This is a genomic window from Massilia sp. BGA-UO-ETr-WB1, from assembly GCF_059567845.1.
In genome coordinates this window covers 34,373-53,845 of the sequence record NZ_JCAQOT010000026.1, presented here as the reverse complement: position 1 = coordinate 53,845, position 19,473 = coordinate 34,373, and the positions used below count along the sequence as shown (strand labels likewise).

18 protein-coding genes are annotated in these 19,473 nt (G+C 64.6%); 9 read left to right on the top strand and 9 right to left on the bottom strand.

All coding sequences use genetic code 11. The annotated features are described in order from the left end of the window. The first annotated feature begins 14 nt into the window (after positions 1-14). Positions 15-503, top strand: coding sequence for an FxDxF family PEP-CTERM protein (locus tag AC56DV_RS22650; RefSeq protein ID WP_496316484.1), 489 nt, complete (start codon positions 15-17; stop codon positions 501-503). Positions 504-564: 61 nt separating this feature from the next. On the opposite strand, the gene murJ is transcribed toward AC56DV_RS22650, so the two are convergent. After that, complete coding sequence (murJ, locus tag AC56DV_RS22645; RefSeq protein ID WP_496316483.1) at positions 565-2,115, bottom strand: murein biosynthesis integral membrane protein MurJ; 1,551 nt, start codon at positions 2,113-2,115, stop codon at positions 565-567. 263 nt (positions 2,116-2,378) lie between these two features. Between murJ and rpsT the strand changes: the two genes are divergently transcribed. Beyond that, entirely contained in the window at positions 2,379-2,645 is a 267-nt protein-coding gene (gene rpsT, locus AC56DV_RS22640) for a 30S ribosomal protein S20 (RefSeq protein WP_056402684.1), read from the top strand. A 100-nt stretch (positions 2,646-2,745) separates the two neighbouring features. Here the strand turns inward: rpsT and AC56DV_RS22635 are convergent, their stop codons facing one another. Both AC56DV_RS22635 and AC56DV_RS22630 read right to left on the bottom strand, forming a co-directional pair. Next, positions 2,746-3,186: a DUF192 domain-containing protein gene (locus AC56DV_RS22635; protein WP_496316482.1), complete on the bottom strand. Its 441-nt coding sequence runs from the start codon at positions 3,184-3,186 to the stop codon at positions 2,746-2,748. A gap of 8 nt (positions 3,187-3,194) precedes the next feature. Further along, positions 3,195-3,758 (bottom strand): pseudouridine synthase, encoded by a 564-nt coding sequence (locus AC56DV_RS22630; protein ID WP_496316481.1) that lies wholly within the window; start codon positions 3,756-3,758, stop codon positions 3,195-3,197. 99 nt (positions 3,759-3,857) lie between these two features. On the opposite strand from AC56DV_RS22630, the gene icd reads away from it, so the two are divergent. Both icd and AC56DV_RS22620 read left to right on the top strand, forming a co-directional pair. Next, positions 3,858-5,111, top strand: a complete 1,254-nt coding sequence (icd, locus tag AC56DV_RS22625) for an NADP-dependent isocitrate dehydrogenase (protein ID WP_496316480.1) — start codon at positions 3,858-3,860, stop codon at positions 5,109-5,111. Between the two features lie 129 nt (positions 5,112-5,240). Beyond that, entirely contained in the window at positions 5,241-5,456 is a 216-nt protein-coding gene (locus AC56DV_RS22620; RefSeq protein ID WP_496316479.1) for a type II toxin-antitoxin system MqsA family antitoxin, read from the top strand. A gap of 67 nt (positions 5,457-5,523) precedes the next feature. On the opposite strand, the gene cspE is transcribed toward AC56DV_RS22620, so the two are convergent. Continuing rightward, entirely contained in the window at positions 5,524-5,727 is a 204-nt protein-coding gene (gene cspE / locus AC56DV_RS22615; protein WP_056403455.1) for a transcription antiterminator/RNA stability regulator CspE, read from the bottom strand. A gap of 333 nt (positions 5,728-6,060) precedes the next feature. Between cspE and clpS the strand changes: the two genes are divergently transcribed. Together clpS and clpA are read left to right on the top strand one after the other, a co-directional pair. Continuing rightward, positions 6,061-6,363, top strand: a complete 303-nt coding sequence (clpS, locus tag AC56DV_RS22610; RefSeq protein ID WP_056402670.1) for an ATP-dependent Clp protease adapter ClpS — start codon at positions 6,061-6,063, stop codon at positions 6,361-6,363. Continuing rightward, a complete protein-coding gene (gene clpA, locus AC56DV_RS22605; RefSeq protein ID WP_496316478.1) occupies positions 6,360-8,663 on the top strand; it encodes an ATP-dependent Clp protease ATP-binding subunit ClpA in 2,304 nt (767 codons plus the stop codon). Before clpS ends, clpA begins: the two co-directional genes overlap by 4 nt. A gap of 41 nt (positions 8,664-8,704) precedes the next feature. Here the strand turns inward: clpA and AC56DV_RS22600 are convergent, their stop codons facing one another. From AC56DV_RS22600 to AC56DV_RS22585, 4 genes are read right to left on the bottom strand one after another with little or no spacing between them, the layout of a single operon-like run. Further along, positions 8,705-9,394, bottom strand: a complete 690-nt coding sequence (locus AC56DV_RS22600; RefSeq protein ID WP_496316477.1) for an alpha/beta fold hydrolase — start codon at positions 9,392-9,394, stop codon at positions 8,705-8,707. Beyond that, entirely contained in the window at positions 9,391-10,122 is a 732-nt protein-coding gene (locus AC56DV_RS22595) for a LytR/AlgR family response regulator transcription factor (RefSeq protein WP_496317271.1), read from the bottom strand. Before AC56DV_RS22595 ends, AC56DV_RS22600 begins: the two co-directional genes overlap by 4 nt. After that, the gene (locus AC56DV_RS22590) at positions 10,122-11,159 is read right to left on the bottom strand and encodes a sensor histidine kinase (protein WP_496316476.1); all 1,038 of its coding nucleotides are present in this window, start codon (positions 11,157-11,159) and stop codon (positions 10,122-10,124) included. Before AC56DV_RS22590 ends, AC56DV_RS22595 begins: the two co-directional genes overlap by 1 nt. Then, positions 11,159-12,040: an alpha/beta fold hydrolase gene (locus tag AC56DV_RS22585; RefSeq protein ID WP_496316475.1), complete on the bottom strand. Its 882-nt coding sequence runs from the start codon at positions 12,038-12,040 to the stop codon at positions 11,159-11,161. Before AC56DV_RS22585 ends, AC56DV_RS22590 begins: the two co-directional genes overlap by 1 nt. 167 nt (positions 12,041-12,207) lie before the next feature. Here AC56DV_RS22585 and AC56DV_RS22580 point away from each other — a divergent pair, with 167 nt between their 5' ends. Continuing rightward, positions 12,208-15,564: a S41 family peptidase gene (locus tag AC56DV_RS22580; protein WP_496316474.1), complete on the top strand. Its 3,357-nt coding sequence runs from the start codon at positions 12,208-12,210 to the stop codon at positions 15,562-15,564. A gap of 1 nt (position 15,565) precedes the next feature. Here AC56DV_RS22580 and prpR read toward each other — a convergent pair whose 3' ends face one another. Continuing rightward, complete coding sequence (gene prpR / locus AC56DV_RS22575; RefSeq protein ID WP_496316473.1) at positions 15,566-17,233, bottom strand: propionate catabolism operon regulatory protein PrpR; 1,668 nt, start codon at positions 17,231-17,233, stop codon at positions 15,566-15,568. A gap of 160 nt (positions 17,234-17,393) precedes the next feature. Between prpR and prpB the strand changes: the two genes are divergently transcribed. Further along, positions 17,394-18,284, top strand: coding sequence for a methylisocitrate lyase (prpB, locus tag AC56DV_RS22570; protein WP_496316472.1), 891 nt, complete (start codon positions 17,394-17,396; stop codon positions 18,282-18,284). A gap of 28 nt (positions 18,285-18,312) precedes the next feature. Further along, positions 18,313-19,464, top strand: a complete 1,152-nt coding sequence (prpC, locus tag AC56DV_RS22565) for a bifunctional 2-methylcitrate synthase/citrate synthase (RefSeq protein ID WP_496316471.1) — start codon at positions 18,313-18,315, stop codon at positions 19,462-19,464. Positions 19,465-19,473 lie beyond the last annotated feature (9 nt).

The following is a 19,473-nucleotide window of genomic DNA, read 5'->3' as shown; positions in this document are numbered from 1 at the left end:
TTTAAGGATAACCTATGAAATTGAAACTTATTGTTGCGAGCCTGTTGGCCGCAGCATCCTTCGGCGCCACGGCGGCTGATCAGCTGGTAATTCTGGATGACAACCCGCTGGCGAACAACTTCTTCCAATCCGTCAAATCCCCGGTCGATGATGTACTGTCGGGCGGTTCCGACGTGATCACTTTTGGCGGCCTGGCACCAGGCCTGTACGAGATCGTTGTGACGATCAGCGGCCAGAACCTGACCTTCGACGGCACCCTGTCGAACCTGAACGGCACCACCGGCAGCGTCTTCAGTGACGGCAAGCTGCGCTTCTTCGGCGTTGAACACAGCGGTGCTGCACCATTCGTGCTGAACCTGTTCGGCACCGGTGCAGTGGGCGCCAAGTACAGCGGCGAAGTGAGCGTGACGGCCGTACCGGAACCAGCTACCTACGGCATGCTGCTGGGTGGCCTGGGTATCCTGGCCTTCCTGGCTCGCCGCAAGAAAAATACCGACGCCTGAGGCGGGATCAAGCATAAAAAAAACCCGCGCAAGCGGGTTTTTTTATTTTGGAAAGCAGGTTTTACTTTCCGCGGCGCTTGAAGTCGCGGAAGCGGAAGCCCATAATAAATAACGCCAGGAAATAAATTGCAGCGCAAATAGTTATTAATAGAAATAATGCGCCTGCCCGCAGGAAAGGTTGCTGGCCCATTGCAAGCCAGTCGATTTTTGTTGCACCGAACCATGCCGCCGCGCCCATGAAACCGACAGCAACCAATAGTTTCAAATAAAACTTCCCCCAGCCAGCTTTCGGCTGGTACGCGCCGCGCTGGCGCAAGCCCCGGTACAGGAAAGCGGCGTTGATGCAGGCCCCCAGTCCGATGGAAAGCGCCAGTCCGGACACGGCGATGTAGGGAACAAACAACAGGTTCATCAGCTGCGTGGCGATCAGCACGCCGATCGCAATTTTCACCGGCGTGCGGATGTCTTGCTTGGCGTAAAACGCCGGCGCCAGCGTTTTCACCAGGATGATGCCGATCAGGCCGGCGCTGTAGGCCATCAGCGGCTGGGCCGACATGACGGCCGCCTCGGCGGTGAATTTACCGTAATGGAACAGGGTGCTGATCAGCGGCACGGCCAGGGTCGCCATGCCCACCGCCGCCGGCAGCGCCAGCAGGAAGGTCAGGCGCAGGCCCCAGTCCAGCAAGTCCGAATATTCCTCGTGGTCGGCGTCGGCATTGGCCTTGGCCAGGCTGGGCAGCAGGATGGTGCCCAGCGCCACGCCCAGCATGGCGGTCGGGAATTCCATCAGCCGGTCCGCGTAGGACAGCCAGGAAATGCTGCCCTCGGCCAGGCGCGAGGCGATGCTGGTATTGATCATCAGGCTGATCTGCGCCGCCGACACGGCGAACACGGCCGGTCCCATTTTCTTCAGCACGCGCCGCACGCCGCCGTCGCGCAAGCCCACCATGGGGTTCAGGTACAGGCGCGGCAGCATGCCGATGCGGACCAGCGCCGGCACCTGGATCGCCACCTGCAGGATGCCGCCCACGAACACGGCGATGGCCATGGCGTAGATCGGCTGTTCCAGGTGCTGCGCCAGGAACAGCGAGGCGGCGATGAAGCTCAGGTTCAGCAGCACCGGCGTGAACGCCGGGATCTTGAACTGGCGCCAGGTATTCAATATGCCGCCGGCCAGCGCCACGAAGGACATGAAGGCGATATAGGGGAACATCAGCCGCGTCATCCATACCGAGGCGTCGAACGCTTCCGGCGTGGTGCGCAGGCCGGTGGCGATCAGGTAGACGAACAGCGGAGCGCCTATAATACCGAGCGCGCTCACCAGCACGGTGGCCCACACCAAGGTGGTGGCCACGTGGTCGGCCAGCTGCTTGCTGGCTTCCTGCCCGTGCTGGTTCTTGTATTCGGCCAGAATGGGCACGAAGGCTTGCGAGAAGGCGCCCTCGGCGAACAGCCGGCGCAGCAGGTTGGGGATGCGGAAGGCGACAATGAAGGCGTCGGTGTAGGCGCCGGCGCCGAAAGCGCGCGCGAACAGGCTTTCGCGCAGCAGGCCGGTGACGCGGGACAGCATGGTCATGCTGGAAATGGCGGCGAGGGTTTTGAGCAGGTTCATGGGCGGCGATTATAGCGGGCGCGTCCGCCGCGCAGGCTTAAGGGCCCGTGAAAGTGCTGCAAAAAGAGCAATTTGCCATTTTGGGAATTGCCCTGTCGCCAAAAGCCCGCTATAATTTAAGGCTGTACAGATTTCAGTATCGCAGACACTAATGTTTTGCCAGCGTCCCTTGGCTTACATGGTTAGGCAGACAGACTGAACAAACACCTGTTTGGCAAACGCTATTGTTTGCAAACGAACTTTGACAACGATTAGGAACCACCATGGCAAATACCGCACAAGCGCGCAAACGCGCTCGTCAAGCAGTCAAGCAAAACGCTCACAACTCGGCTCAGCGTTCGACCCTGCGCACCGCAATCAAGGCAGTACGTAAAGCGATCCAGGGCGGCGACAAAGCTGCTGCTACCGCAATCTTCCAGGCGTCCGTGTCGACCATCGACAGCATCGCCGACAAGAAGATCATCCACAAAAACAAGGCAGCTCGCCACAAGAGCCGTCTGGCCGCTGCTCTGAAAGCACTGGCAGCCTAATTGTGCTGGCGGCGCTTGCGCCGCCGCGTAGTAAGGCAGGATGTAAGCAGGAAACCCGCATGGCGCAAGCCATCGCGGGTTTTTGTGTTTTCTGCGCGCCTCAGCGCTGCGGCTGCGGCAGGTGCTCCACCTTCATGCCGGGCTTGATGTGGCGCTGCCGGAACCAGCCCACGTTCATCTGCAGCGCGTAGCGCACCGCCGCGCCGCCGGCCGAGCAGTGGCTGTCCAGCGTGTTGGCGCGCATATTCTCGATATTGACGATGCGCCCGTCGGCGTCGATGAAGGCCACCGACAGCGGCAGCGGCGTGTTTTTCATCCACAGGCAGTGCGCGCCGGCCTTGTCGAACACCAGCAGCATGCCGCTGTTGGACGGCATGGCCTCGCGGTGCATCAAGCCTTGCCGGCGCTGTTCCTCGCTGGCGGCCACTTCCGCGCTGACGCGCTGCCCGCCCACGCTCAGCTGGGCGCTGCCGAACTGCTGGCCCTGCGCCGGGACGGCAGCCGCCGCCAGCAGGGCGGCGCAACTCAAGATAGTCTTCATGCGGCCGCTCAGCGAACTTTCAGGTCCTGCGGCCGCACTTCCATCCACTCGCCCGGCATCAGGGGATGGCTGGCCAGCGAAATGCCGCCGATGGCGCTGCGCACCAGCCGCAGGGTAGGGTGGCCGATGGCGGCCGTCATGCGCCGCACCTGGCGGTTCTTGCCTTCCTGGAGCGTGATGGCGAGCCACGCGGTGGGCGCATCCGCACGGCTGCGGATGGGCGGATTGCGCGGCCACAGCCAGCCCGGCTCGGCGATGCGCACCGCCTGGCACGGCTTGGTGGTGAAGTCGCCCAGGTCGAGCGGCGCCTGCAGGCGCGCCAGCGCGTCCGCGTCCGGCACGCCTTCCACCTGCACCAGGTAGACCTTGGCCTCCTTGCGCTCGGGGTGGGCGATCTCGTGCTGCAGCTTGCCGTCGTCGGTGAGCAGCAGCAGGCCTTCGCTGTCGGCGTCCAGCCGGCCGGCCGGATAGACGTTGGGCACCTTGACGTAGTCCGCCAGCGTTTCGCGCTCCGGCTGCGGGGAAAACTGGCACAATACCTGGAATGGTTTATTGAATAAGATTAGCGGCATAGACGAATTGTACCGTGCGCCCGGCAAAATACTGGTGCATAATGCGTAACACACGTCTTATGTCTTATAGAAGACCTGCTCACCCACTCGGAGATCACGATGTTTCAACATATCAAAGTTCCAGCTGACGGCCAGAAAATCACCGTCAACGCCGATTTTTCCCTGACCGTACCCGACAATCCCATCATCCCCTTCATTGAAGGCGACGGCACCGGCGTGGACATCAGCCCGGTCATGATCAAGGTGGTGGACGCGGCGGTGGCCAAGGCCTACGGCGGCCGGCGCAAGATCAGCTGGATGGAAATCTACGCCGGCGAAAAGTCGACCAGCGTGTACGGCCCGGACGTGTGGCTGCCGGAAGAGACGCTGAAAGTGCTGAAGGACTACGTGGTCTCCATCAAGGGCCCGCTGACCACCCCGGTCGGCGGCGGCATCCGCTCGCTCAACGTGGCGCTGCGCCAGGAGCTGGACCTGTACGTCTGCCTGCGCCCGGTGCGCTACTTCAAGGGCGTGCCGTCGCCGGTGCGCGAGCCGGAGAAGACCGACATGGTGATCTTCCGCGAAAACTCGGAAGACATCTACGCCGGCATCGAATACCAGGAGGGCAGCGAGAGCGTGAAGAAGCTGATCGATTTCCTGGTCAAGGAAATGGGCGTCAAGAAAATCCGCTTCCCGGACACCTCGGGCATCGGCATCAAGCCGGTCTCGCGCGAAGGCACCGAGCGCCTGGTGCGCAAGGCCATCCAGTACGCCATCGACAATGACAAGCCATCGGTGACCATAGTCCACAAGGGCAACATCATGAAGTACACCGAAGGCGGCTTCCGCGACTGGGCCTACGCGCTGGCGCAGAAGGAATTCGGCGCCGAGCTGATCGACGGCGGCCCATGGTGCAAGTTCAAGAATCCGAAGACCGGCCGCGACATCATCATCAAGGACTCGATCGCCGACGCCTTCCTGCAGCAGATCCTGCTGCGTCCGGCCGAGTACAGCGTGATCGCCACCCTGAACCTGAACGGCGACTACATTTCCGACGCGCTGGCGGCGCAAGTGGGCGGCATCGGCATCGCGCCGGGCGCCAACATGTCCGACTCGGTGGCCATGTTCGAAGCCACCCACGGCACCGCGCCCAAGTACGCCGGCAAGGACTACGTGAACCCGGGTTCGCTGATCCTGTCCGCTGAAATGATGCTGCGCCACATGGGCTGGACCGAAGCGGCCGACCTGATCATCTCGTCCACCGAGAAAGCCATCGCCTCGAAGAAGGTCACCTACGACTTCGCGCGCCTGATGGAAGGCGCGACCCAGGTGTCGTGCTCCGGCTTCGGCGACGTGATGATCGACAACATGTAATTTGCAAGCCTGGCGGCGGCGCTGCCAGCCGGGCTGCAGGGCCCCGCACTCCCCGCGAGTGCGGGGCCTTTTTCATTGGTGTATGCTGATGCTATAGGACAACAGAATCAGACAACTCAGGAGCAGTGTATGCAGTGTCCATTTTGCGGCGAAGGCTCCCTGGTGCACCAGACCAAGGACATGCCGTACACCTACGAGGGTCAATCGACCGTGATCCCCAACGTGACGGGCGACTTTTGCGGCGCCTGCGGCGAGTGCGTGTTCACCGACAAGGAGAGCAAGCGCATCGGCGACGCCATGCTGGCCTTCAACAAGGAAGTGAACGCAAAGAACGCCGCGGCGTAGCTTGCCAACAACGGACGAAAAAAAACCCCACGATTGCGGGGTTTCTCACTTCCAGAAAAGCGATTGCTTACATCGACTGGATGTTGGAAGCTTGCTTGCCTTTAGGGCCTTGGGTGACTTCGAACTGAACTTTTTGACCTTCTTTCAGGGTCTTGAAGCCATTCATGTTGATCGCGGAGAAGTGTGCGAACAAATCCTCGCCGCCATCATCAGGAGTGATGAAGCCAAAGCCTTTGGAGTCATTGAACCACTTAACGGTACCAGTTGCCATAAAAAAAACTTTCAATAAAAACGAATCACACGAGCCATAAAAGCAAGAAGCTTCCTGCCCCCTCCTCGACGCCTCACTTCTTATCAACATGTACATTTCTGCACAAGTCGATATCGCATTGTTGGCGGAACAATTTTTAATGTCAAGCGCTTTCGCAGCCCCATTAGTATTTTTCTTGCAACAGCCGCGCAGCCCGTCCGAAAAGCAACTCTTGATTTCGGCGCCGTGGACGCCATCTGCGCCAAGTCGGGAAAACGCGTAAGATGGAATACAAATGGATTTACATCCATAAAGCACGTTGCAACAACACCGAAAGCATTAGAATATAAGCGTATGGCAACCAAGCATGACACCGAACAGCTGCTGGAACGGCAGACGCTAAAACCGCCTCCCCTGTATCAGGTGGCGTTGCTGAATGACGACTACACCCCGATGGAGTTCGTGGTGGCTATCATTCAGGAGTACTTCAACAAGGACCGTGAGACGGCCACCCAAATCATGCTGAGCGTGCACCGCTACGGCAAGGGCGTGTGCGGCGTCTTCTCGAAGGATATCGCGAGTACCAAAGTGGAGTTTGTATTAACGCATGCACGCAAGGCAGGCCACCCCCTGCAGTGTGTGATGGAGGAAGTATGATTGCGCAGGAACTGGAAGTAAGTTTGCACATGGCGTTTGTCGAAGCTCGGCAGGCACGGCATGAATTCATCACGGTAGAGCATCTGCTGCTGGCGTTGCTGGACAACCCGTCGGCAGCCGAAGTGTTGCGTGCGTGCGCAGTCAACATCGAGGACCTGCGGAAAACCCTGACCAACTTCATCGGCGACAACACGCCGACCGTGCCGGGCACGGGCGAAGTGGATACCCAGCCGACGCTGGGCTTCCAGAGGGTGATCCAGCGCGCCATCATGCACGTGCAGTCCGCTTCCAACGGCAAGAAGGAAGTCACCGGCGCCAACGTGCTGGTGGCCATCTTCGGCGAGAAGGATTCGCACGCGGTCTACTACCTGCACCAGCAGGGCGTGACCCGCCTGGACGTGGTCAACTTCATCTCGCACGGCGTGCGCAAGGACCAGCAGACCGACGCGGCCAAGGCCTCGGAAGGCGTGGAAGAGGGCGCCCCCGGCGCCGAGGGCCAGCAGAAGGAAAGCCCGCTCGACCAGTTCACGCAGAACCTGAACAAGGCCGCCGCCGACGGCAAGATCGATCCGCTGATCGGCCGCGAAGAGGAAGTGGACCGCGTGATCCAGATCCTGTGCCGCCGCCGCAAGAACAACCCGCTGCTGGTGGGCGAAGCCGGCGTGGGCAAGACCGCCATCGCCGAAGGCCTGGCCTACCGCATCACGCAAAGCGACGTGCCGGAAATCCTGCAGAACGCCGTGGTCTACTCGCTGGACATGGGCGCGCTGCTGGCCGGCACCAAGTACCGCGGCGACTTCGAGCAGCGCCTGAAGGCCGTGCTCAAGCAGCTCAAGGACAATCCGAACGGCATCCTGTTCATCGACGAGATCCACACCATCATCGGCGCCGGCTCGGCCTCGGGCGGCACGCTGGACGCGTCCAACCTGCTGAAACCGGCCCTGGCCAACGGCCAGCTGAAATGCGTCGGCGCCACCACCTACACGGAGTTCCGCGGCGTGTTCGAAAAAGACCACGCGCTGAGCCGCCGCTTCCAGAAAGTGGACGTCAACGAGCCTACCGTCGAACAGACCGTGCAGATCCTGCGCGGCCTGAAGTCGCGCTTCGAGGAGCACCACGGCGTGAAGTACTCCGCCTCCGCGCTGTCGACCGCAGCCGAACTGGCGGCCCGCTTCATCAACGACCGCCACCTGCCGGACAAGGCCATCGACGTGATCGATGAAGCCGGCGCCGCGCAGCGCATCCTGCCGAAGTCGAAGCAGAAGAAAACCATCGGCAAGACCGAGATCGAGGAAATCATTTCCAAGATCGCGCGCATCCCGCCGCAAACCGTCAACCAGGACGACCGCAGCAAGCTGCAAACCATCGACCGCGACCTGCGCAACGTGGTGTTCGGCCAGGACCCTGCCATCGACGCGCTGTCGTCCGCCATCAAGATGGCGCGCGCCGGCCTGGGCAAGACCGACAAGCCGATCGGCTCCTTCCTGTTCTCCGGTCCGACCGGCGTCGGCAAGACCGAGGTGGCCAAGCAGCTGGCCTTCATCCTGGGCATCGAACTGATCCGCTTCGACATGTCCGAGTACATGGAGCGCCACGCCGTGTCGCGCCTGATCGGCGCGCCGCCGGGCTACGTCGGTTTCGACCAGGGCGGTTTGCTGACCGAAGCGATCACCAAGAAGCCGCACGCGGTGCTGCTGCTGGACGAGATCGAGAAAGCGCACCCGGACATCTTCAACATCCTGCTGCAGGTGATGGACCATGGCACGCTGACCGACAACAACGGACGCAAGGCCGACTTCCGCAACGTGATCATCATCATGACCACCAACGCGGGCGCCGAGAGCTTGCAGAAGACGTCGATCGGCTTCACCACCACCAAGCAGGCGGGCGACGAGATGGCCGACATCAAGCGCATGTTCACGCCTGAGTTCCGCAACCGCATCGACGCCACCATCAGCTTCCGCGCGCTGGACGAGGAAATCATCCTGCGCGTGGTGGACAAGTTCCTGATGCAGCTGGAAGAGCAGCTGCACGAGAAGAAAGTGGAAGCCGTGTTCACCGAGGCGCTGCGCAAGTTCCTCGGCAAGAAAGGCTTCGACCCGCTGATGGGCGCGCGCCCGATGTCGCGCCTGATCCAGGACATGATCCGCAAGGCGCTGGCCGACGAACTGCTGTTCGGCCGCCTGGTGTCCGGCGGCCGCGTGACGGTGGACCTGGACGAGAAAGACCAGGTGAAGCTGGAGTTCCCGGAATCGGACGCCGCGCCAAGCCCGCCGCCCGAAACGGTCGAAGTCGAGTAAACGGTGAAGTAGGATCCGAACCCGCCCCCGAGGCGGGTTTTTTACGTCCCGGCGCCCAGCCAGCCCCGCATCAGCCGCGCCAGCGCGGCCGGCTGCTCCAGCGGAATCAGATGCCCGCTGCGCTGCACCACTTCCAGCACCGCGCCCGGGATGCCGTCGCGCAGTTCCTCGGCCTGCACCGGGGAGCGCAACTGGTCCTGCGCGGCCGCGATCACCAGGCTAGGGCAGGCGATCCCGCCCAGCCGCTCCATGTCGCCGCGCTCAAGCAGCGACTGCCGCAGGAACACCTCGCGCCCCAGCCGCTCGCCCATGGCTCGCACGCGCGCAATCAGCTCGGCGTCGCCCGCCAGGTCCGGATGCAGCGAGGTGACGATGGCGCCCTTGCTCAGTCCACGGAACGGCCCTGGCGGCGTGTTCAGCGCTGCCTTGGCACGCTGCTCGCGGGTGGTCTGCGAGTCCGGGCGGGCGGAGGTCGCGATCAGGATCAGCGACTGCACGCGCTGCGGCGCCAGCCGCGCCATCTCGCGGGCGATATACCCGCCCATCGAAAAGCCGGCCAGCGCAAAGCGCGGCGGACAGGCCGCCAGCACATGGCGCGCCATCTCCTCCACGGTGGCGCCTTCGCGCAGGCTGCCGTGGATGACGGGCGTGTCCGCGCCGAGCAGGGGCAGCACGTCGTCCCACAGGGTGTCGTCCAGCATGTAGCCGGGAATCAGGACCAGGGGCGTCATAAGCTCGACAGGGTTTTGAATTGGGCGGCGCGGCGGCGCGAGACTTCCACTGCCGGGCCGTCCCGCAGCGCGAGGTCGAGCCCGCCGGCGTCGTTCGGCGCCACGCTGCGCACGTGGTCCAGGTTCACGATGTGGCGGCGGCTGGCGCGGAAGAAGCGCTGCGGATCGAGCTTTTCCTCCAGCTGCGTCAGGGTGCGCAGCATCAGCGGCTGCTGGCCGTCGAAGTACACGCGGGTGTAGTTGCCTTCGGACTCGAACAGGCGAATGTCGTGCAGGCCGACGAACCAGCAGCGCTCGCCGTCCTTGATGAAGAGTTTTTGCGGCGCGGGACGAAGCAGGGCGCCATCGGCCGGAGCCGTCCCTGCCGCTGCGCTGCCGTGGCGGCGTTGCACCGCGCGGGCCAGTGCCGCCGCCATGCGCGCGGACTGGATCGGCTTCTGCAGATAGTCCAGCGCGTTCACTTCAAAGGCTTGCAGCGCGTAGCGGTCGAACGCGGTGGTGAAAATTATGTCGGGCGTATTGTCCAGCGAGGCAAGCAGATCGAAGCCGCTGCCGCCCGGCATCTGCACGTCCAGCAGCAGCAGGTCCGGCTGCAGGGCCGCGATCTGCGCCAGCGCATCGGCCGCGCTGACCGCCTCGCCGACGACCTCCATCTCCGGGTGCGCCGCCAGCAGGCGCCGCAGCTCGGCGCGTGCCAGCCGCTCGTCGTCCACCAGCAGCACGCGCATCACGCCGCCTCCGGCAAGGTCAGCGTGGCGCGCACCAGGCCGCCGGTTTCCGCCAGTTCCAGGGTGGCGCCGTTGCCCACTGCCAGCGCGAGCCGCTTGCGCGCGTTGCTCAATCCAATTTGCGTAGAACTGCTGAATTGGCGCAGCGCGCCGGTGTTGGCGATTTCGATGCGCACGCTGCCGCCCTCGCGCCGCGCGCTGATGGTGATGTCGCTGCCGGTGGTGCTGCTCTCCACGCCGTACTTCACCGCGTTCTCCACCAGCGTCTGCAGCGCCATCGGCGGCACCTGCACCGTTTCCGTGCCGGCCTCGATATGCAGGCTGGCGCGCAGCCGCTCCTCGAAGCGGATCTGCTCGATCGCCAGGTAGGCTTGCACCGCCTCCAGCTCCGCAGCCAGCGTCACCGTATTGGCCTGGCCCGATTGCAGCGCGTAACGCATCAGGCTTGCCAGCTGGTCTATCATCTGCGCCGCCGCGTCGCGGTCCTCGTAGATCAGGCCGCGCACGCTGTTCAGGCTATTGAAGAAGAAGTGCGGATTCACCTGCGCCTGCAGCGCGCGCAGTTCCGCGTCCATGGCGCTCACCTGCAGCCGCAGTGTCTCCGCCTCGAAGCGCGCCGCGCGGCCAATGGCTTTCACCATCAAGTAGAACACGGTCCAGCTGACGAACACCAGCGCCCAGAAGATCAGCGCCATCGGCAGGAAGCCGAGGTTTGCCGGCGTCGAGTTCTGGATCAGCTTGATGCCCAGCGTGACGCTGCATGCCTGCAGCGGCGACAGCACCAGCGCCGGCACGGCAAACATCTGCCAGCGGATGCGCGGCGCGTGCCAGCCCCGGCGCTTGAACAGCCAGCGCCAGGCGTGCGACAGCAGCAGCCCGCTGGCGGCGGACCACACGGTGGTCAGCATCACGCCCTTCATGTGCAGCGCCCAGCTGTAGGTGGCCAGCACGAACAGCAGGATGCAGAGCCAGCCGATCAGCTGGAATGTCCAATACCAGTTGAGGCGCGCGATCCAGGGGCGGGTGGAGTGGTTCATTACATTGGATTCAAAAATTGGTCGATGCGAGCATACATCCAATCGGGATCGTCGTACATGATGAAGTGGCGCGCGGTGTCGGTCAGCTCGATTCTGACGTTGGGCAGCAGCCGGTACTGGCTTTGATACATGCCTTCAATCGCACTGCGGGGCAGCATGCCCTTGTGGGCTGCCCAGCCGGCCAGCAACAGCGTCGGCGCGGTCACGCGCGCCAGGTCCGGACGCAGGTCATGCGACAGCATCTGGTACATCGAGGTGGCCATGGCCTTGCGGTCCGACTTCTGGCCCCAGCCCACAATGCGCTCGACGTCCGCGGCGGAACTCACCATGGTGCCCGCAGTGCGGCGCTGCTGCGTTGCGAATGAAGCGTCGTCGGCCTGCAGGGTGCGGTCGCGCACTTGCGCAGCCGCTGCCTCCAGCTGCTCCGGCGTCATGTTCGGCACCTGCGTGGCCGCCAGCGCGGGCAGCATATCCACCACCACCACGCGGCCCACCTGCGCCGGGTGGTCCGCCGCCAGCTTCAGCGCCAGGTAGGCGCCCATGCTGTGGCCGATCAGTACCGGCTGTTCCATCTTGTGCTCGGCGATGTAGTCCGACAGCTGCCGCTCGGCCGCTGGCAGCAGCGGCGCCTCGATGGCGGGCGTGCCCGCGAAGCCGGCCAGCGTCAGCACATGGCACTGGCGCTTGTCGCAGAAGCGCTGCACGGTGCCGTCCCACACTTCGCCCGGCGAAGCCAGGCCGGGGATCAGGATCACGGGCGCGCCGCTGCCGGTCACTTTTACGGTGAAGGCTGCAGCGCCGGCGGCGGCAATGGAGGCGCCGCTGGCCGACAGCAGCGCGGCGCCGGCGAGCAGGGTGCGGGAGATCAGGCGTTTGAACATGGTGCGTTTCCTCTGTTGGTTGCGATGAAAGCCATGCTAACGGCGCCCTGTGCGGCCGCCCACTGGCTTGGGATGAACGGCGAAAAATGAGGATGAACGGCGTAGCGGGGTGGTGTATATTTGCCAACCAGGTATTGCCATGATCCCAACCACCGAGCGAGCCACACTTGAAAAGACACAGCCTCAGAACCACCATCGCCCCGCTGGCCGCCGCCGGCGCCATGCTGCTCTCGCCATCCGCCGCAGCGCTTCCCAACACCAGCGACACCCGCATGCTGAGCGAGCCCGCCGTATCGGCGCGCCATATCGCCTTCATGTACGCGGGCGACCTGTGGCTGGCCAGCCTGGACGGCAGCGCGCCGCGCCGCCTGACGTCCGACGTGGGCGAAAAATCCAATCCCGTGTTCTCGCCCGATGGGAAGCTGCTGGCCTACACCGCGCAGCTGGACGGTAACGCCGACGTCTACGTGCTGCCGGTGGAGGGAGGCGTGCCCAAGCGCCTGACCTACCACCCCGGCCCGGACATCGCGCAAGGCTTCGCCCCGGACGGCAAGGCCGTGCTGTTCACGTCCCCGCGCGCGGCCTTCAACAACCGCTACCGCAAGCTGTTCACGGTGCCGGTGAGCGGCGGCGTGGAGACCGAGCTGGAAATCCCGAACGCCGCGCGCGCGGCCTATTCGCCGGACGGCAAGCGCGTGGCCTACAACCCGTTCTCGCCCGCGTTCACGCAATGGAAGCGCTATCGCGGCGGCACCAACTCCATCCTGTGGCTGTACAGCTTCGGCGACAAGTCGGTGGAAAAAATTCCGCAGCCCGCCACGCACGCCAACGACGTCGACCCGGTGTGGATCGGCGACACGGTCTACTTCCGCTCCGACCGCAGCGGCGAGTTCAACCTGCACGCCTACGACCTGAAAACCAAGGCCGTGCGCCAGGTCACCAACCACCGCGATTTCCCGGTGCTGAACATCGCCGCCACCGGCAGCACGCTGGTGTACGAGCAGGCCGGCTATCTGCACACGCTGGACCTGGCCAGCGCCAAATCGAACAAGCTCACCATCGGCGTCAGCACGGACCTGGGCCTGTCGCGCGAGCGCTGGGTACGCGGCGGCAAATACATCCGCAACGCCTCCATCTCGCCGTCCGGCGCGCGCGTGGCGTATGAGTTCCGGGGCGAGATCGTCACCATTCCGGCCGACAAGGGCGACGTGCGCAACCTGACGCAGACGGCGTCCGCGCACGAGCGCAATCCGGCCTGGTCGCCGGACGGCCGCTCGGTGGCTTACACTTCCGACGAATCGGGCGAATACGAACTGCACATCCGCCAGCAGGACGGCAAAGGCGCGGTGAAGAAATTCAAGCTGGCCGGCGCCGGCTATTACGACAACCTGGTGTGGTCGCCCGACTGCAGGAAGATCGCCTACACCGACAACGCGTGGACCATGTACGTGCTGGATGTGGCCACCGGCGCCACGAAGAAGGTGGCCGCCGAGCCGCTGTACGGCGTGAACAAGACGCTGCGCGCAGCCTGGGCGCCCGACTCGCGCTGGATCGCCTACACGCTCAATTCCATGAGTTACACGCGCTCGGCCTACATCTATTCGCTGGAACAGAATAAATCGCATGCGGTGACGGACGGCCTGTCCGACGTGGCCAATCCGGTATTCGACAAGAGCGGCAAATACCTGTACTTCTTCGCCTCCACCAACGCCGGCCCAAGCAACAACTGGTTCTCGCAGCAGAATGAGGACAACCTGGTCACGCGCACCATCTGGATGGCCGTGCTGCGGCGCGACCTGCCGTCGCCGCTGATCAAGGAGAGCGACGAGGAGAAGGGCGCGCCGCCATCGGCCCCGAAAGAGCCTGAGAAAAAAGACACGGCGAAGGACGCCGCCAAGGCCGCCAGGGCCGAAGCCGAAGCGGCCGAACCGCCCAAGGTCGATCCCAAGACCGGGCGCGACGATCCGAAGGTGGCGCTGGCCGTGGTGGCGCCGATTTCCATCGATTTCGACGGCATCGAGACCCGCATCATCGACCTGCCGGTGCCCGCCGCGCAGATCTCCGACCTGGAAGCCGGCGCCGCCGGGCAGATCTTCTTCATGCGCGAGGCGGACGGCAAGAAAGCCGTGCAGCGCTTCGACCTGAAGGACCGCAAGACTGAAACCCTGGTGGCCGAAGTGGACGGCTACGACATCTCGGCGGACGGCAAGAAGCTGCTCTACAAGCATAAGGAAAACTGGGTGATGGGCTCGGCCACCGGCAAGATGCTGCCGGCCGGCGAAGGCCGCATCAAGGTCGACAACATTGAAGTGAAAGCCGAGCCGCGCGCCGAGTGGGTGCAGATCTTCAACGAAGCCTGGCGCATCAACCGCGACTTCTTCTACGACCCCGGCATGCACGGCGTCGACTGGAACAGGATGCGCGCCAAGTACGCCGCCTTCCTGCCCGAACTGTCCAGCCGCGCGGACCTGAACCGGCTGATCCAGTGGATGTGCAGCGAACTGGCGGTGGGCCACCATCGCGGCGGCGGCGGCGACAACTTCGTCGAAAGCCGCGCCGTGCCGGGCGGCCTGCTGGGCGCGGACTACGAGATCGCCAACGGCCGTTACCGCTTCAAGAAGGTGTACGGCGGCCTGAACTGGAACCCCACGCTGCGCGCGCCGCTCACCGAGCCGGGCCTGAACGTCAAGGCCGGCGAGTACCTGCTGGCGGTGGAAAGCCGCCCGCTGCTGCCGCCGACCAATCTGTACAGCGCATTCGAGAACACCGCCAACAAGGCCATCGACATCACGGTCGGCCCGAATCCGGACGGCAGCAAGTCGCGCACCATCACCGTGGTGCCGGTGGCGAACGAGGACGCGCTGCGCAACCGCGACTGGGTGGAAGGGAACATCCGCAAGGTGCACGCCGCCACCAACGGCCGCGTGGCCTATGTCTACGTGCCGAATACGGCGGGCCTGGGCCACACCTACTTCAAGCGCTACTTCTTCCCGCAGGCCGACAAGGACGCCGTCATCATCGACGAGCGCTTCAACGGCGGCGGCAGCGTGGCGGACTACTACATCGAGATCCTGCAGAAGAAGGAGATCGCGTGGTGGACCATGCGCTACGGCGCCGACATGAAGACGCCGTCGGCCTCCATCCAGGGCCCGCGCGCCATGCTGATCGACGAGACGGCCGGCTCGGGCGGCGACCTGCTGCCGTGGATGTTCCGCAAGAACCAGATGGGACCGCTGATCGGCAAGCGCACCTGGGGCGGGCTGGTGGGCATCCTCGGCTTCCCGGTGCTGATGGACGGCGGCTTCATCACGGCGCCCAACCTGGCGTTCTGGACCCGCGACGGCGGCTGGGGCGTGGAGAACGAAGGCGTGGCGCCGGACATCGAGGTCGAGCAGACCCCGGCGCTGGTGATCGCGGGCCGCGATCCGCAGCTGGAGAAGGCGATCGAGGTGATCAAGGCCGAACTGGTGAAGAATCCGCCGGTGCGGCCTGCGCGTCCAGCCTTCCCGGACAAGAGCAAGTAGTCTAGGTGTCCTGCTCGGCGCGCAGGCGGCGCCACAGCGTGGTGCGGCTGATGCCGAGGTAGTCGGCGGCTGCGTCGCGGCGGCCGCCGAAGCGGGCCAGCACGGCGCCGGCGCTTTCCTGGCCGCCTGCGCCGCCGGCGGCCGGCAGGGCCGCGCCGGTGGCGGTTGCCGCCGCGCCCGCGGCGCCGGCCGCTGCCATGCCGGCGCTGCCCTGCAGCTCGGGCGCGACGCCCAGCACGAAGCCGGGCGTGAGCGCCTGCAGCGGCTCGGCGGCCAGGAACAGCGCCAGCCGCTCGGTCAGGTTGCGCAGTTCGCGCACATTGCCCGGCCAGCCGTAGCGCAGCAGCAGCGGGGCGCAGGCGCCCAGTTCGGCGTGCAGGTTGGGATGCGGCCGCGCGCCCAGCGCCGCCAGCGCGTTCTTGAGCGACCACTCGGCCAGCGGCACGATATCGTCGGCGCGCTCGCGCAGCGGCGGCAGCGCCAGGCGCAGCACCGCCAGCCGGTAGAACAGGTCGGCGCGGAAGCGGCCTTCGCGCACGCGCTGCTCCAGGTCGCAGTGGGTGGCGCTGATGATGCGCACGTTAATGGCGATCGGACGCGTGCCGCCCACCCGCACCACTTCGCGCTCCTCCAGCACCCGCAGCAAGCGCGTTTGCAGCGCCAGCGGCATCTCGCCGATTTCGTCCAGGAACAGCGTGCCCCGGTTGGCCGCCTCGAACAGTCCCGCGTGCCCGCCGCGCCGCGCGCCGGTGAACGCGCCTTCCTCGTGCCCGAACAGCTCGGACTCCAGCAGCGACTCGGCGATGGCGCCGCAATTCACCGCCACGAAGGGCTGGTTCGCCCCCAGCGCGCGCGGCGCCTCGCGGTGGATGGCTTGCGCCACCAGCTCCTTGCCGCAGCCGGTTTCGCCCTGGATCAGCACCGTGGCGGGGGACTTCGCGTACAGCACCACGGCCTGCCGGGTTTTCTCCATGGCGGCCGATTCGCCGCGCAGGTCGTTCAGGCCATGGCGCGCGCGCAGCGTGTCCGCCACCACGCCCACGCGGCTGCGCGCGCGGTTCGATTCCAGCTGGGTCAGGCGCGCCATTTCCAGCGCGTCGTCGAAGGCGCGCCGGATCGAGGCGGCCGAGTACATGAACACCGCCGTCAGCCCGGCTTCCTCGGCCAGGTCCGCGATCAGGCCCGCGCCGACGATGGCGCGCACGCCGGACGCTTTCAGGTCGTTGATCTGGGCCCGCGCGTCCTCCTCGGTGGCGTAGGTGCGCTGCGCCACGTCGAAGCCGAAGGTGGCGGTGAACTCGGCCAGCTCGGTCATCTTGTCCTGGTAGGTGATGACGCCGATGCGCTCGGACACCCGCCGCGCCCGCGCCAGCGCCTGCATCACGTCGAAACCGCTGGCCTTGGCGATCACCACCGGCACCGACAGCCTGCCTTTCAGATAGGCCGCGTTGGACCCGGCCGCGATCACCGCGTCGCAGCGCTCGGTGGCCATGCGCTCGCGGATGTGGCGCGCCGCTTCGTCGAAGCCGAGGTTGATCGGTTCGATGGTGGCCAGCTCGTCGTATTCCAAGGTGATGTCGCGGAACAGCTCGGACAGGCGCGACACGGCCACCGTCCAGATCACGGGTTTATCGGCGGCGTCGAAGGGCAGGGGGGAGGCGGGGCGCATGTTTCAATTATATTGCATGCGCGTTTCGATGTTTCATGTTGTTTCATCGTGAAACATGTCCGGGCACGCGCCATAGCGGCAAGTGCTTGATTTTGCGGTGTTTCATCTGCTGGCACGGCATTTGCTGTAGTGGCTGCAACCTAACTTGAAAGGGCATCACATGAGCCAATACTCCGCAGGCGCCGCGTTCCGCAAAGCCGTCCAGGAAGAGTCCCCGCTGCAGGTCGTCGGCGCCATCAACGCCAACCACGCCCTGCTGGCGAAGCGCGCCGGCTTCAAGGCCATCTACCTGTCCGGCGGCGGCGTCGCTGCCGGTTCGCTGGGCCTGCCCGACCTCGGCATTTCCAACCTGGACGACGTGCTGACCGACGTGCGCCGCATCACCGACGTGTGCGACCTGCCGCTGCTGGTGGACGTGGACACCGGCTTCGGCGCCTCCGCCTTCAACGTGGCGCGCACCGTCAAGTCCATGATCAAGTTCGGCGCCGCCGCCATGCACATCGAAGACCAGGTGGGCGCCAAGCGCTGCGGCCACCGCCCGGGCAAGGAAATCGTCTCGAAGGCCGAGATGGTGGACCGCATCAAGGCCGCCGTGGACGCCCGCACCGACGAGAACTTCGTCATCATGGCCCGCACCGATGCGCTGGCAGTCGAAGGACTGGACGCCTCCATCGAGCGCGCCGTGGCCTGCGTGGAAGCCGGCGCCGACATGATCTTCCCGGAAGCGATGATCTCGCTGGACATGTACAAGCAGTTCGCCAAGGCGGTGGGTGTGCCCGTCCTGGCCAACATCACCGAATTCGGCTCCACCCCGCTGTTCACCGTGGATGAGCTGCGCACGGCCGACGTGGGCCTGGTGCTGTACCCGCTGTCCGCCTTCCGCGCCATGAACAAGGCCGCCGAAAACGTCTACGGCGCGATCCGCCGCGACGGCACCCAGCAGGGCGTGCTGGACACCATGCAGACCCGCCAGGAGCTGTATGAGCGCATCAATTATCACGATTTCGAACAGAAGCTGGACGCACTGTTCGCGGCGAAAAAAAATAGCTAACGATATCTGAGATACCTGGAGACCCCAAATGACCGAACAAGCCCCAACCTTCAAGCCTAAAAAATCCGTCGCCCTGTCCGGCGTCACCGCCGGCAACACCGCCCTGTGCTCGGTCGGCAAAACCGGCAACGACCTGCACTACCGCGGCTACGACATCCTGGACGTGGCCACCACCAGCGAGTTCGAAGAAATCGCCTTCCTGCTGGTGCACGGCAAGCTGCCCACCGAATCCGAACTGCGCGGCTATAAGGCCAAGCTGAAATCGCTGCGCGGCCTGCCGCAGGCGGTCAAATCGGCGCTGGAAGCGCTGCCCGCGTCGGCCCACCCGATGGACGTGATGCGCACCGGCTGCTCCGTGCTGGGCTGCGTGCTGCCGGAAAAGGACGACCACAACGTGCCCGGCGCGCGCGACATCGCCGACCGCCTGATGGCGTCCTTCGGCTCCATGCTGCTGTACTGGTACCACTACAGCCATAACGGCAAGCGCATCGAAGTGGAAACCGACGACGACTCCATCGGCGGCCACTTCCTGCACCTGCTGCACGGCGAGAAGCCGCGCGAATCGTGGGTGAAAGCCATGCACGTGTCGCTGATCCTGTACGCGGAACACGAGTTCAACGCATCCACCTTCGCCAGCCGCGTCATCTCCGGCACCGGCTCCGACATCCACTCGGCCATCACCGGCGCCATCGGCGCGCTGCGCGGCCCGAAACACGGCGGCGCCAACGAATTCGCGTTCGAGATCCAGAAGCGCTACGAGAACGCCGACGAAGCCGAAGCGGACATCCGCAAGCGCGTGGAAAACAAGGAAGTGGTGATCGGCTTCGGCCATCCTGTCTACACCATCTCCGATCCGCGCAATGTGGTCATCAAGGACGTGGCGCGCAAGCTGTCCGAAGAAGCCGGTTCGACCAAGATGTTCGCCATCGCGGAGCGCCTGGAATCGGTGATGTGGGAAATCAAGAAGATGTTCCCCAACCTGGACTGGTTCTCGGCTGTTTCGTACCACATGATGGGCGTGCCGACCGCCATGTTCACGCCGCTGTTCGTCATCTCGCGCACCTCCGGCTGGGCCGCGCACATCATCGAGCAGCGCATCGACAACAAGATCATCCGCCCGAGCGCGAACTACGTCGGCCCGGACGACCTGAAATTCGTACCGATCAAGGACCGCAAGTAATCATGGACA

Bases quoted from the DNA above. Each gene is read 5' to 3' on its own strand.
- AC56DV_RS22650 (WP_496316484.1), top strand. From the start codon at position 15: ATGAAATTGAAACTTATTGTTGCGAGCCTGTTGGCCGCAGCATCCTTC.
- murJ (WP_496316483.1), bottom strand. From the start codon at position 2,115: ATGAACCTGCTCAAAACCCTCGCCGCCATTTCCAGCATGACCATGCTG.
- rpsT (WP_056402684.1), top strand. From the start codon at position 2,379: ATGGCAAATACCGCACAAGCGCGCAAACGCGCTCGTCAAGCAGTCAAG.
- AC56DV_RS22635 (WP_496316482.1), bottom strand. From the start codon at position 3,186: ATGAAGACTATCTTGAGTTGCGCCGCCCTGCTGGCGGCGGCTGCCGTC.
- AC56DV_RS22630 (WP_496316481.1), bottom strand. From the start codon at position 3,758: ATGCCGCTAATCTTATTCAATAAACCATTCCAGGTATTGTGCCAGTTT.
- icd (WP_496316480.1), top strand. From the start codon at position 3,858: ATGTTTCAACATATCAAAGTTCCAGCTGACGGCCAGAAAATCACCGTC.
- AC56DV_RS22620 (WP_496316479.1), top strand. From the start codon at position 5,241: ATGCAGTGTCCATTTTGCGGCGAAGGCTCCCTGGTGCACCAGACCAAG.
- cspE (WP_056403455.1), bottom strand. From the start codon at position 5,727: ATGGCAACTGGTACCGTTAAGTGGTTCAATGACTCCAAAGGCTTTGGC.
- clpS (WP_056402670.1), top strand. From the start codon at position 6,061: ATGGCAACCAAGCATGACACCGAACAGCTGCTGGAACGGCAGACGCTA.
- clpA (WP_496316478.1), top strand. From the start codon at position 6,360: ATGATTGCGCAGGAACTGGAAGTAAGTTTGCACATGGCGTTTGTCGAA.
- AC56DV_RS22600 (WP_496316477.1), bottom strand. From the start codon at position 9,394: ATGACGCCCCTGGTCCTGATTCCCGGCTACATGCTGGACGACACCCTG.
- AC56DV_RS22595 (WP_496317271.1), bottom strand. From the start codon at position 10,122: ATGCGCGTGCTGCTGGTGGACGACGAGCGGCTGGCACGCGCCGAGCTG.
- AC56DV_RS22590 (WP_496316476.1), bottom strand. From the start codon at position 11,159: ATGAACCACTCCACCCGCCCCTGGATCGCGCGCCTCAACTGGTATTGG.
- AC56DV_RS22585 (WP_496316475.1), bottom strand. From the start codon at position 12,040: ATGTTCAAACGCCTGATCTCCCGCACCCTGCTCGCCGGCGCCGCGCTG.
- prpR (WP_496316473.1), bottom strand. From the start codon at position 17,233: ATGCGCCCCGCCTCCCCCCTGCCCTTCGACGCCGCCGATAAACCCGTG.
- prpB (WP_496316472.1), top strand. From the start codon at position 17,394: ATGAGCCAATACTCCGCAGGCGCCGCGTTCCGCAAAGCCGTCCAGGAA.
- prpC (WP_496316471.1), top strand. From the start codon at position 18,313: ATGACCGAACAAGCCCCAACCTTCAAGCCTAAAAAATCCGTCGCCCTG.